Origin of the sequence: Chitinophaga ginsengisegetis (assembly GCF_900168065.1) — a bacterium.
GTDB lineage: Bacteria > Bacteroidota > Bacteroidia > Chitinophagales > Chitinophagaceae > Chitinophaga > Chitinophaga ginsengisegetis.
In genome coordinates this window covers 54,231-67,955 of the sequence record NZ_FUZZ01000008.1, presented here as the reverse complement: position 1 = coordinate 67,955, position 13,725 = coordinate 54,231, and the positions used below count along the sequence as shown (strand labels likewise).

The following is a 13,725-nucleotide window of genomic DNA, read 5'->3' as shown; positions in this document are numbered from 1 at the left end:
TCTTTTGCAATTGTCTGTAACGGGGCTGTCTTTACGCTATGTTATTTTCGGGGGAGAAGCACTGAGCCCGGGGAAATTGCATTCGTGGCGGGAGATGTATCCTGGTGTTAAGCTGATTAATATGTACGGGATTACAGAAACGACGGTGCATGTTACCTATAAAGAGATCACAGAAAAAGAGATCGGCAGTAATATCAGCAACATCGGCAAACCTATCCCTACTTTATCAGTTTACTTGCTGGATGAGCATCAGCGGCTGGTTCCGGCAGGCATTACCGGAGAGTTATACGTAGGCGGATCTGGCGTTTCGAGGGGGTACCTGGGCAACGAAGCGTTAACATCTGCAAAGTTTGTCCAGGATCCGTATAAAACCGGTGGTCGGCTTTACCGCACCGGCGATCTTGGCCGTCTGCTGCCGGGTGGTGAAATTGAATACCTTGGCAGGAAAGACCACCAGGTACAGTTACGGGGTTTCCGTATAGAGCTGGGCGAAATAGCGTATGCCTTATCAGGTAACAGCCGTATTGGCGAAGTGGTGGTGGAAGCCCGTGAAAAGGAAGATGACAAATACTTGGTGGCCTATTATACTGCTGATCAGGAGATCAAGGTATCAGAGCTGCGTACGTACCTGTTAGGGAAAATACCGGACTACATGGTCCCTTCTTACTTTGTTTACCTGGATCACTTCCCGCTGACCTCAAACGGAAAACTGGACAGAGCAGCGCTTCCGGAGCCTCATGTATCCGCTACGGATGAGTATATACCACCATCCGGAATAGTAGAAACGAAACTGGTGGAAATATGGGCTGATATATTGAAACTGGATAAAGATTCCATCAGCGTAAATTCCAGCTTCTTCGACCTGGGAGGACATTCGTTGAGGGCAACTGTACTGGTGAACAAAATATTGAGCGAGCTGGGAACAGAGGTGCCACTCAAGGAAATTTTTGAAAGACGTGTGGTTTCCAGCCTGGCGGAGTATATCCGGCAGGTGGGGGCAATGCAGGTGTCCCGTGTGCCCAAAGCAACCCCCAAGCCTTATTATAGCCTCTCGCCGGCACAAAAAGCGATATACTACTTCTCAGAATACGACAAACAGACCCTCGCTTACAACATGCCCAGGGTAGTGGTGATGGAAGGAAGCGTGGATAAAGACAAGTTAAAACAGGTAATGGAGCAACTGGTAGCCCGGCATGAGGCATTCCGTACTTCTTTCCAGGTGATAGGGGAAGAGGTGGTGCAGCAGATTGCAGATAGTGCTGTGCTTACCATAACACATCATGTGGCGGCAGAGGAAGATGTCAAACAGCTGGTACAGCAGATCATTGCACGTTTCGACCTTTCCAGCGCACCGTTGTTAAGAGTCGCGTTAATTGAAGTGCAACCGGAAAAGCATGTACTGGTAGTAGATACCCATCACCTGGTAATGGATGGCACGTCCTGGGGAATATTTATCAGGGAATTTAAGACACTGTTTAATAATGGCACACTCGCGCCGTTAACCTTACAGTATAAGGATTATGTGGAATGGCTGGATACCGAGGAGAGAAGGGCCGAAATGGATAAGCAGAATGATTTCTGGTACGGGGAGCTTTCCAGGAACATGCCGCAATTAGATTTGCCGGTTGACTTTGAACGGCCGGAGCAAAAGAACAATCATGCAGGAAACGTCAACTTCAGAATTGAAGAGGAACAAACTGGTCATCTCAAGGCAATTGCCGATAAAGAAGGAGCTACCTTGTTCATTGTACTGCTTTCCGTTTACAATATTTTGCTTGAAAAAATTACCAATCAGGAAGATATCATGATCGGTATCCCTGCATCAGGAAGGGATCATAGTGACCTGCAGCATATGTTGGGCATGTTTGTTAAAATACTGCCCTTCAGAAATTTTCCGGCAGAACAACTAAGCTTCCGGCAGTTTATGAATGAGGTGAAGGAAAGGACATTCGCCTTCCTGGAGAATCAGTCCTACGAATATCACCGGTTATTAGACAGATTAAAGATCAGGCGGGCAAGAGCGCACAGCGCATTGTATGATGTCATGTTCGTATTTCAGAATTTTGAAGAAACCAGGTTTGTTATTCCTGATTTAAAAATATCCTCCTACAAAGCCAGCCATCTCGTAGCTGAATTTGATATGTCTTTAACTGCGTTTGAAAATAATGGTGAAATAAGACTGGCTATTGGCTACCAGGATAGCCTGTTCAAACCGGAAACTATCTTGAAATTTGCCGCTTACTTCAGAAAAATAGTAGCAGCGGTGGTAGCAGATCCTGACATTAAAATTTCCGATATTTATGTAGTCAGCGAAGACGAACGGAAAGCACTGTTGGACCGTTTCCGGGGAAATGGAAATAACATACAAACAGAAACGATTCTCTCCCGGTTCGAAAAATCAGTTAACCGTTTCCAGGGGAAAACCGCTATAAGATACAAGGATATTTCCTGGAGTTATACGGATGTTGACCGCATCTCCAATCAGATCGCATATCACCTTAAAGAAAATGCGGGTGTCGGGAAATCGATGCTGGTTGGTGTAATGATGGAGCGGGATGAATACCTGGTTCCCACTATATTAGGTATTCTCAAAACCGGTGCAGCCTTTGTCCCATTGGATCCCGCTTATCCTCCCGGTATTTCCGATACGCTTATCAGCAAGGCAGGTGTTGGGGTTTTAATAACGGGGAATACCACGTTCGATGTGTCAGCTATAAATGTAAAGGTCCTTAACATACAGCAGGAGTGGAACTCCATATTGGAAAGCAGGGAACTTCCACTGGCTTCCGGTGTAACTGCTGATGATCTGGCATACGTCATGTATAGCCTGGAGTCTTTATCAAATCCTGTTGGATTCATGTTCAGTCACCAGGCACTCTTCAGCGCCCTGGCAGGAATGCAGGATACATACCCTGTACAGGAAACAGGCGGCTACTTATTAAGAACGAATACCAGTGTGCAATCTGCCCTGCAGGAGATATTCAATTGGTGTTTATCAGGAGGATGCTTATCCATTCTTCCTCCGGAAAACGAAAGCGAAATAGATAAGATCATAAGCTGGATAGAAGTTTATGGCATCACACACGTACATTTTGAAGCGCCGGTATTCAGTGCGTTTACTGAGGTGTTAACACGCCGGGGACGGGAGAAAATTAAATCCCTTCAGCATATCTTTCTCACCGGTATGGGCACCTGGGCAGATCCTGTTCGCAAATTCAGCCAGCTGAATACGGGTATCCTGCTGGAAGACATGTTTGGAGTACCGGAGTATGCAATTTTTGCCTGCGGACGTACGCTTCCTGCACCTGGAGCTACAAATGCCAGAATACTATACCAGGCTTTACCGGGGGCTGCTTTATACATCGTTGACAGGAACAACAAGTTACAGGCTGATGGCTTATATGGCAGTTTGTGTATAGGTGGTACCGGCCTGGCCAGTGATTATCTGACGGAAGAAGAACTTTGCCACCAGCTATATTTTCCGCTCCCGGAACTGGAAGTCAGTGTAATCAAAACTCCCTGGCAGGCAAGATACTTAGCAGAGAACGGAATCGAATTTTCCGCAAGGGAAGCCGGGCCGCTCATGCTGAATGGACACCGGGCAGACTTATCAGAAATTGAAGCTGTGATCATGCGGCATGGAGAGGTAACCAATACTGTAGTCATTATTCCCGGGAATCAGCCACCAGGCAAGAGACTGCTGGCATTGGTGGAGCTGCCTGATAAGTCAGCGACGGTAGGAAAGATTAAAAAGTATTTGAGAAGCCAGCTACCCAGGCATATGATGCCTACCGACGTCATAAAATTTGGACATCTGCCATTGACAGCGGCTGGAACAGTGGACCGGGATGCCATTCCTGCATTGCTGGAAAGATCAGCCATTGTGATAGACGAAGCCGCTCAGCCACAAACAGCTGTAGAAAAACAGATTGCACTGATATGGAAGGAATTGATGGGACTGGAACAGGTGACACTAAATGATACATTTTTTGGTTTGGGCGGACACTCGTTGTTACTGGTGACCAATAACGAAAGAATGAAGAAACAATTCAATGTGGATCTCCCCTTCAGTATATATTTTAATTGTACCCTGAAACAGATTGCCGAAAAAGTTAGCCAAACCTCACCGCACAAAGTAGCAGAATGAGCAAATTCATCGCATCTTTTATCGTGACTGCCTTAAGATCTATACCGGTTTTTGTTTTTTTACTGGTATGCTCCGGCCACCTTTGTTTTGCCGGCCCCAGGGCTGATACTATTCCACTATATGCGGTAGACTCCATTGTGGGTAAGCTGATGAAAGACGGCAGCATTCCGGGACTTAGTGTGGCTATTATCTCGGGGAATACAACCGTTTTCAGAAACTACGGGTTTGCTGATTTGGATAAAAAAACACCGGTCACCCCCGCCACATTATTCCAGATAGGTTCATGCAGCAAGGCTTTCACTGCATTGGCTGCACTTAAGCTGCAACAGGCAGGATTGCTCGACCTGGATGCTAATGTCAGGGACTACCTGCCCTGGTTCCAGGTGAGCTACAACGGCAAGCCGGCGCAAATAAAGATCAGGCATTTATTGCATCATACGAGTGGGTTGCCCTGGAAAACGATCTCACTTATTCCGGAAAGTGACAGCAGCAATGCCCTGGAAAAGACCATACGGAATATTTCCGGTGTCAAACTGGCGAATAAGCCGGGCCTGTACTTCGAGTACGCCACAGTGAACTATGATATACTGGCTTACATTATTGCGCTGCGCAGCGGAGGTTCCTTTGAGGACTATCTGCAGAAAAATGTATTGGATTCCCTCGGCCTTGCCCAAACTACTATTGGGGCGCCGAAAGACAGCACCTTCATGTCGGCCGGTTATAAGATTGGCTTTTTTAGACCCCGGAGATATGATGCGCCTGTGTACAGGGGAAATAATGCGGCGGGATACATCATATCCGATATACGGGATATGGCGAAATGGCTGAAACTGCAAATGGGGCTGCAATCTTCAAATCTTTATCCGCTGATAGCAAAAACACATGAAGGGGACGTGACTGTGCCAATACATGATATGTCTTCCTATGGAATGGGCTGGCAGGTTTCATTGATGGGAGACGGGGCTGTTTATCACGGAGGACTGAATCCTAATTATACTTCTTACGTAGCATTTGATCCCGTGGAGAAAAATGGTGTAATAGTGATGGCTAATTCAAACAGTGGCGCTACGCGTATTATCGGCGCCTCACTGCTGGACCTGGTGTCAAAAGAAATAAGAGACAGGGAATTTACGGTTGCTGATGGCAATGATAAAGCCTATAGTATTGTATGTGCGGCACTGTGTATCTACCTGGTGGTGCTGCTCGGCTTCACGGGAATGGTAATATACCAGATATTCACCGGCACGAGGCGCCTGGAAGGAGCGAACGTCAGGACAGTGGGACGGATAGTACTTTCAATTGTGCTGGCATTACCATTTTTATATGGATTTTATATGTTACCGCACGCCCTGTTAGGGATGAGCTGGCAGCCCGTTATTGTCTGGAGCCCGGTTAGTTTTGTGGCAATGGTAGGTCTTGCGTTATTATCGCTGGTAACAACCTACCTGGCATACTTTATCACATTGTTGTTCCCGCAGCAGAACAAGTACAAACGGGTGATTCCAAAAATATTGCTGGTAAGCATCGTGTCTGGAATGTCTAACATGGTATTAATACTTTTGATTGTATCTGCCATCAACAGCAAGGTAGAATTACAGTACCTGGTGTTTTATTTCCTGTTAACCGTTGCTGTGCATATGTTCGGGAGGAAGTTTGTGCAATCCAGTTTAATTGATCTCTCCAAGGGCATCGGATTTGAATTGCGGATCAAAGTCTTTGAGAAAATATTTTCCACCTCTTACCAAAAATTTGAAAACATGGACAGGGGAAGGGTATACACCTCTGTAAATGATGATGTGGACACCATCGGCAATTCTTCCAATATGGCCATTACGCTGGTGACCAGTGTATTCACTGCTGTGGTGGCCTTCCTGTACCTGGCTACCATGGTTTTCTGGGCAACGCTCATGACATTGATACTTATTATTGCGCTGGCGACGCTATATTATTTTGTCAGCAAAAGCACCAATAAATATTATGAAGAAGCCCGCGATACCAGGAATATTTTTATGCGACTGACCAATGGCATGATCGACGGGTTTAAAGAGATCTCCCTGCAACGGAAAAAGAAACTGGAGTACTATAAGGATATTACAGATGCAGCGGATAGCTATCGCCAGAAAATATCATTCGCAGCCATGCGTTTCCTCTACGCATCTTTGCTGGGAGAGTCCATGCTGATACTTTTGCTGGGTACGGTGGCATTTATTATCCCGCGGTTGTTTACAGACACAAAGTCAGGTACCATCATGAATTTTGTGATCGTACTTTTATACCTTATCGGACCGGTAAACAGGTTACTGACGGCAGCACCTTCTATATTACAGTTGAGGATTGCCTGGAACAGGATCCAGCAATTTTTATCTGAAATACCGTCTAATCTCGACTTACATGAACTTTGTCCTCCTTTGGAGCCCGAAGTGATGAGCATAAAGGCGCAGGGTTTGAAGTTTGCCTATAACAGTCAGGAGGGCTTCCAGGTAGGGGCCATTGATCTTGAAGTGAAGAGCGGGGAAATACTCTTTATCATTGGAGGAAACGGCAGTGGTAAATCCACGTTGGCTAAACTGCTCACGGGTTTATATGAGCCCTCTGAAGGAACGATCACTATTAATGAAAAAGAGCTTAAAAGCTGTGACCTGAGCGAATACTATTCTGCGGTATTTTCCCCGCTGTACATCTTTGGAAAACTTTACAATATTGACACTGTCAGTAAAAAAAATGAGATTGAAAAATATCTGCGTGTGCTGAATCTCGAAAATATTGTAGGTGTCCTGGACAATAAATACACCACTATTAACCTGTCTGGCGGACAGCGAAAGCGATTGGCGCTGTTGCAATGCTACCTGGAAGATGCCCCCATCTATCTCTTTGATGAGTGGGCAGCAGATCAGGACCCTGCATACCGTAATTTTTTTTACAGAACACTATTACCACAAATGAGGGAAGCGGGAAAGATCGTTATAGCCATTACTCATGATGACCATTATTTCGATGTGGCGGATAAGATCCTGAAAATGGAACATGGTAAGCTGGAAATTTATAATGATGAACGTTCTTTTACATCGCTCACCATGAAAATAGAGAAATTCTAAAAGGCCCCAGGCAATCATTCATCTTATTAATTTTTTATGAGAATATTTGATTTTTCAGCAGCATATGCCCGGAAGTTTTTGAATGCAACGGTGGTATCAATGTTATTGCTCACTGCTTGTTTTCAGTATAGTCTGGGTCAATCACCGGAGTACTTTAAAACCGGCGGCAGAAAGGTGAATATCCATGCATTTAATGCTGAAGTAAACCGTATGATGGAAGAGGTGGGGATTCCCGGTATATCCCTGGCCGTTATAGAGAATAATAAAGTTGCTTTTTACCATACCTATGGTTACAAGCAGTCGGGGCAACCTGAAGCCGTAAATGATGAAACGCTTTTTGAGGCTTGTTCACTGTCGAAAAATTTCATGCTGTTCATGGTATACCAGTTGGTGGATCAGCATAAGCTTGACCTGGATAAGCCCATGTATCAGTACCTGGAATACGATCGGCTTAAACATGATCCGCGGTATCGACTGATAACTCCCCGGATGATTCTGGGTCATTGCTCCGGCATTGAGAACTGGAAATCCGATTTTAACCCCGATACCCTCGATATTGTTTCCAACCCGGGTGAGAAATTTGTTTATTCAGGAGAAGGGTTTCATTACCTGGCCCGGGTAATTGAAACCATACTTAAAGAGCCTTACCAGGATATTGAAAAAAGGATGGTTTTATCCCGGTTGGGGCTGGAAAGAACTTTTACCAGTTTTAAAGATACGGTTCCGGGTAATTATTCAAATGGACATGATGTGCTGGAGAGAAAAATTCCAAAATGGAAAAATAAGTCGGTTTTTCCGGCTGGCGGGGTTAACACTACTGCCCTGGACTACGCCCATTTGCTGATAGGCATGTTCAATGGTAAATATTTATCACGGGATCGCATAAACGATATCCTGCACAAAACGACCAGCCTGGATGATTATTTTCCTCCCAACCATTACTTCGGAGGAGGGTATGAAGTTATTTATACGCCAAAAGATACCATCATCGCACACGGAGGCAGCAATCCCGGTTATAAATGTCAGCTTTTCTATTCTGTTGTTCATAAACGGGGCATAATATTTATGACCAACTCTGATCGGGGTAAGCTTATTTCCCAGCGACTCGTGGATATGTCTGTCCGGTTGGATATCAAATCGGAGTTTGCCAAACAATACTATGAACAGTATCCCAGTAATGCGATTACATTGTTGAAAAAGTACAAACAGGCAGGAGGAGATGCAATGATAGCAGATGCCGGAAGATTAAAGAGCGAACAAAAGCTGGGTGTAAATACGTTGAATGAGCTGGGACATATTTTTATCGGAATAGATACTGCCGTAGCCCGGAAGTTACTAACGGAAAATACCATCCTGTACCCGGATGCATCCAGGGCTTTCTACCTGCTTGGCACACTGGATATGAAACAGAAAGATTTTAATGCGGCCTACCAGGATTTTATCAAAGCAAAAGCCCTCCATTCAGAAGAATTTACATTGGATTTTAATTTGAGAAAATGTGAGAAGGAGCTTCAGAAGCAGGCCGTTTATTCCGGCAGCAGCAGCGGAGCCGCTTCAAATGATTAATCCACCGGTAATTTTATTTTCTATGAAGACCAGGACATATGAAGAAATCACAGCGAGGGCCGATGAAGTGAAAACCCGTTTGGCACTCATTAATCACGAGATAGAGAAGGAACTCTCCCGGCCATTTCTCGACAGATGCCAGTTCCGGTCACGGGTACTGGACCAGAATAAAAAGATATGTACAGCAGCTTTAGAACAATTGAACTGGATTTTAAATGCGTGAAGAAATTATTGTAGTTACCTGGGGAGGCATTGGTGATCTGATGCTCTGTACCCCCGCTTTGAAAGCCCTTAAAGAGGAAAATCCCCGCTCAAGGATCATTGTGTACTACCAGCACTTTCATCCCGGACATAAGCAGGTGTTACTGAACAATCCTCATATTGATTCATTAAGGGAATTGCATGTTACATCCATGTGGAGGTATCCCCGTCACTTGTTTGTATATCTTTTTAAAAAGAAAAAGTGGATCAAAGACAGAAAGTATTATCACATGTATCTGAACCATGTTCCGGCTACATGGATATACGAAAAGAATTATAAAGAAGTAGCAGCTGATGTTTTCGATGTGAAACTGAATGGAGATCGTAAGATACAGCTGTTTTTCACAGCAACGGAGGAACAGCAGGCCCGGGAGCGGATCAGGCTTTTTAAAAACGTTGTTTTTATTCATACCTATTCCAAATGCTCCGTTAATCATTTATGGGATATTAAAAAATGGAACCGCCTGGTAAAAGAGTTACCGGAGTTGACGTTTATCCAGATTGGGATGCCAAATGAACCAACCGTGGAAGGAGCCATTGACTGGAGAGATAAATTATCGCTTCGTGAAACACTTTGCCAGCTTAAATATGCGACTTCATTTGTAGGGGTGGAATCAAGCTTTGCGCATGCAACCAATGCTTTCAACCTACCCGGTGTGGTATTGTTTGGCGATACCAGTCCTTTACACTGGGGACATGAAAACAATATTAATATTTATAAAGGCGTGGCTTGTTCTCCCTGCTTTCACTATTTGTGGGGCCGGTCATGCCCGCTTGGTAATGATTGTATGAAGCTAATTGAAGTGGAAGAGGTAAAGGAAGCCCTGATCAGGCAGGTAAGTGCCAGCAGTGCCGGTTTCCCGCAGGAAGCACCGGCTGGGGAACTGATCGGGAAATTAATTTCATAATATTTATTGCAACAGATATGAAGCCCGGACGAAACAAGGTAATTGGTATAGTAGGCGGAATGGGGCCTGAGGCGGGGCTTGCCCTTTTTAAGAGCATTTTGCTGATGACACCCGCAACGCTTGACCAGGAACATTTGCCGGTTATATTGATGTCATTTCCTGATGCTATCGGCGACAGGACTCAATACCTGGACGGATATATCTCAGTAAACCCTGCATACAGTATTGTTAAGATGATCCGGAAACTGGAAGCGGCCGGTGCGGAGGTGGTGGGTCTGGCTTGCAATACGGTGTATTCGCCCGCCATATTTGATGTAATTTCCGGCAGGATACAACACCCCGGCAGTAGTATTGCCTTGCTTAATATGCCTTTTGAAACCTGCCGGCATATTAAGGATAACCTGTTGGGCGTACGGCGTATCGGGCTTATGACCACCAACGGTACTTACAGATCCGGTATTTATAAAACCGTCCTGGAAACAATGGGGTTTGAAGTGGTGATACCGGATGCACGCTTTCAGAATGATATTATCCACAGAATGATATATGATCCCCGCGATGGTATCAAAGCTTGTCCCGGTAATATAACAAACCAGGTAAAGCAATGGAGCGGGCAGGCACTCAGTTATTTCAAACAGCAACAGGTGGATGCCATTATCCTGGGGTGTACTGACTTATCCCTGGTATTTACAGAAAGTACGGTAGATGAGATGATTATAGTTGATTCCACGGCATCTTTTGCCCGGGCCCTTATCAGGGAAGCATTGGCTGAGAATCCGTTTACAGGAGCCGGTAAACAGGAAATCTGACCGAAACATGCCCTGTATTTTAAGCCATAAAAAAGAAATTTTTGAACGCTGCAACTTTTTAGGTTTTATTGGTGTCTACTGGGGGAAGATCATCTTATTAAACGAACTGACATGCATCCTAAAACTTTGGTATTTCTTTTACCGGTAGCGCTTTTTATAACAATAGCGGTGGTGATAGTGGCTTATTTCAACTATAAGTTGAAAAAACATATTATAGATTCAGGTATAACAGATGCCGCCGCAGTAGAGTTCCTCAGGCAGCTGTCTGCCTCCCGCCGGGAAGCACTTAAATGGGCGCTGGTACTTTTTTTTGGAGGGCTGGGCCTGGTGGTGATCGGGTTCCTTTCTTTTGCTGATGCCGAATCCCCGGTACCCTATGGTATCGAGGCTATTTTCATTGCATTGGGTTTTGGGCTTTATTATCTTATCGTACAAAAGGACAGTTAATTTGTTCATCATCAGTTCTAAACTCAAAGCCATGAATAAATTAACCCGGAAAACCTGTTTGTTCTTTACTGTATGTTGCTTGTTTGTGCTACCCGTATTTGGTCAGGCTCCCCTGAATGATTCAACTATCACTGGTATTGTGGTTGATTCTGCTACAGGATCACCTCTTGCTTATATCACCATCGGATTAAAAAATGATACCGGTATTATTAAGGCCGCAGTGACAAAGGAAGACGGTTCTTTTATATTTTCTGATTTGAAACCGGTCAGTTATTCATTAACGGTAATGGCTATGGGTTTCCGTAAGCAAACGCTCCAGGTAAACCTCGCTGCGGCAAACGGACATGCCGGGCTCGGTAAAATAAGTATTGTAAGAGCATCAAGTACCCTGAAAGAAGTAAAGGTGACAGGGGAGAAACCCATCATTACCCAGCAAATTGACGGTATTTCTTACGACTTGCAGGCCGATCCGGACAGTAAGGGTAGTAATGTGCTGGAGATGATGCGGAAAGTACCGCATATTTCGCTGGATGCTGATGATAATATTTTGCTGAACGGAGACGCAGGGTACAAAATTCTGATCAATGGTAAACCTTCCAGTATGGCTGAAAGAAATCCGAAAGCCATTCTGCGATCCATGCCAGCCTCCACTATTCAAAGGATTGAAGTGATTACAACACCTTCCTCAAAATATGACGGTGAAGGCTTTGCCGGAATCATTAATATCATCACCAACAAACGCCCGGCGGATGGATATAAAGGCACCATCAACCTCAACGGGCGCGCCCCGGTGGGCGGCCCCGGAATGGGCGGCTCCCTTTCCCTGAAAAGTGGGAAATGGGGCTTATCAGCTTCCGGCGCTGCGAGCATCTATAATTCACCGGAAACGAAAACTACGATAAACAGATCGGCGACCGGCACCAAAAAAGACCATCTGCTTCAGAACGGAACACAGAAATCCAATAGCAGCAATGGTTATATTGGAGCGGAAATCAGTTATGAAGCAGACAGTCTCAACCTGGTATCGGTGCAGCTGAATATCAATGGCAACAAGGATAAGGATAATAATAAGCAACAATCCGTGCTGACGGCAAGTGATGGCTATCTGCAAGGTTACGATATAGCCGGAAAGGGAGAAACACATGGTGACGGAAAAGATATTTCCCTGAATTATCAGCTTGGATTCAAAAGAAATAAAAAAGACCTGCTGACATTCTCTTATCGTTATTTTACATATGACTCGAGGCAGCATGCAGATGTATCAGTATTAGATACCATTAACTACCCGTTATCAGATTATAAACAATCGAACAGGCAAAGCGCCTCAGAGCAAACAGCGCAGGTGGATTACGTGTTCACGATAGGTAAAGTGGCTGTTGAGTCAGGGGTGAAAGCTATTTTCAGAAAAAACGAGGGAGATTTTCAAACAAGTATATTTGACCATTTAACAGGTGATTTTAATCAGGACACCAGCCTCGGTAACGTACTCCGCAACCGGCAGAATATACTGGCCGCTTACAACACATATGAGTATGGAATTAATGGCTGGTCCTTTAAAGGAGGGGTGCGGATTGAACAAACTACTATCGATGCAGACTTTATTTCCAATGCCTCAAATGTTAAGCAGAATTACTTTAATGTGATGCCTGCAATTTCCATTGGCAAAAAGTTAAGCAAGAAAAGTATGATGACGCTGGGATTCAGGCAGCGGATAAAGCGCCCGGGTGTTAATCAGCTCAATCCTTTTATAGACCGTTCTAATCCTAATGTGGAACATACCGGTAATCCGGAGCTCAGCCCGGCGTTGCTCAACGGCGTTCAGCTGGGTTACACTTATTCAGGTAAAGTGGTCATTGTAACAGGCGTGGACTATGCCTATTTTAATAAACTGGCGATACCTGTATCATTTCTTATTCCCGAAACAAATGTAGTGCGGACAAGATTTGAAAACGCCGGCAGCGGTAAAGGATTAAGCGGAAGCCTGAATATCAGCTATCCAGCAACGAAGCGATTGAGCTTAACCCTGAATAATAATTTCGTTTATATATGGACAAAAAGTGTTTCCAAAGGAGCCAATATTGATAATCAGGGTTTCATGTACACTATTGCCGGCTCAGCAGGCTACAAGTTTGATAAGGGATGGCGCGTAAGCGGTAATGTAAATGTGATCAGTCCGAAAGTGACCTTTCAGGGAACTTCTAATTCCGTTGTTACATCTTCATTTGGCTTAACAAAATCCCTGCTGAATGATAAACTGTCCCTGTCAGCCGCGCTCATCAACCCTTTCGGCAAATTCCGGAACGATATCAGAAACACTTTTGGAAATGATTTTGAACAAAATATTACCAGACGGTTGTATTTCAGAGCAATTAGTTTTAACTTAAATTATAATTTCGGAAAACTCAGAGAAACGATCAGGAAGAATAAGCGTGGAATTAAGAATGATGATGTATCCAATGAAGACTTTAATCAATAACATCCATATGATGATA

At 44.6% G+C, this 13,725-nt stretch carries 8 protein-coding genes; all 8 read left to right on the top strand.

Annotated features, from left to right (window positions below):
* Positions 1–4,147, top strand: a 4,147-nt coding sequence (locus B5Z18_RS32185; protein WP_143313771.1) for a condensation domain-containing protein, incomplete at its 5' end; no start/stop codon positions are given.
* Positions 4,144–7,242 carry a cyclic peptide export ABC transporter gene (locus B5Z18_RS32180; RefSeq protein WP_079473695.1) on the top strand — a complete coding sequence of 1,033 codons (3,099 nt, stop codon included), beginning with the start codon at positions 4,144–4,146 and terminating at the stop codon, positions 7,240–7,242. The genes B5Z18_RS32185 and B5Z18_RS32180, both read left to right, overlap by 4 nt.
* A gap of 36 nt (positions 7,243–7,278) precedes the next feature.
* Complete coding sequence (locus B5Z18_RS32175) at positions 7,279–8,808, top strand: serine hydrolase domain-containing protein (protein ID WP_079473694.1); 1,530 nt, start codon at positions 7,279–7,281, stop codon at positions 8,806–8,808.
* Positions 8,809–8,830: 22 nt separating this feature from the next.
* Entirely contained in the window at positions 8,831–9,031 is a 201-nt protein-coding gene (locus B5Z18_RS32170) for a hypothetical protein (RefSeq protein ID WP_079473693.1), read from the top strand.
* Positions 9,024–9,977: a glycosyltransferase family 9 protein gene (locus tag B5Z18_RS32165; protein WP_079473692.1), complete on the top strand. Its 954-nt coding sequence runs from the start codon at positions 9,024–9,026 to the stop codon at positions 9,975–9,977. Before B5Z18_RS32170 ends, B5Z18_RS32165 begins: the two co-directional genes overlap by 8 nt.
* Before the next feature lie 17 nt (positions 9,978–9,994).
* Entirely contained in the window at positions 9,995–10,786 is a 792-nt protein-coding gene (locus B5Z18_RS32160; protein WP_079473691.1) for an aspartate/glutamate racemase family protein, read from the top strand.
* Between the two features lie 111 nt (positions 10,787–10,897).
* On the top strand, positions 10,898–11,233 hold the full coding sequence (locus B5Z18_RS32155; RefSeq protein ID WP_079473690.1) for a DUF6249 domain-containing protein: 336 nt from the start codon (positions 10,898–10,900) through the stop codon (positions 11,231–11,233).
* 31 nt (positions 11,234–11,264) lie between these two features.
* Positions 11,265–13,709: an outer membrane beta-barrel family protein gene (locus B5Z18_RS32150; protein WP_159454510.1), complete on the top strand. Its 2,445-nt coding sequence runs from the start codon at positions 11,265–11,267 to the stop codon at positions 13,707–13,709.
* Positions 13,710–13,725 lie beyond the last annotated feature (16 nt).

Bases quoted from the DNA above. Each gene is read 5' to 3' on its own strand.
- B5Z18_RS32180 (WP_079473695.1), top strand. From the start codon at position 4,144: ATGAGCAAATTCATCGCATCTTTTATCGTGACTGCCTTAAGATCTATA.
- B5Z18_RS32175 (WP_079473694.1), top strand. From the start codon at position 7,279: ATGAGAATATTTGATTTTTCAGCAGCATATGCCCGGAAGTTTTTGAAT.
- B5Z18_RS32170 (WP_079473693.1), top strand. From the start codon at position 8,831: ATGAAGACCAGGACATATGAAGAAATCACAGCGAGGGCCGATGAAGTG.
- B5Z18_RS32165 (WP_079473692.1), top strand. From the start codon at position 9,024: ATGCGTGAAGAAATTATTGTAGTTACCTGGGGAGGCATTGGTGATCTG.
- B5Z18_RS32160 (WP_079473691.1), top strand. From the start codon at position 9,995: ATGAAGCCCGGACGAAACAAGGTAATTGGTATAGTAGGCGGAATGGGG.
- B5Z18_RS32155 (WP_079473690.1), top strand. From the start codon at position 10,898: ATGCATCCTAAAACTTTGGTATTTCTTTTACCGGTAGCGCTTTTTATA.
- B5Z18_RS32150 (WP_159454510.1), top strand. From the start codon at position 11,265: ATGAATAAATTAACCCGGAAAACCTGTTTGTTCTTTACTGTATGTTGC.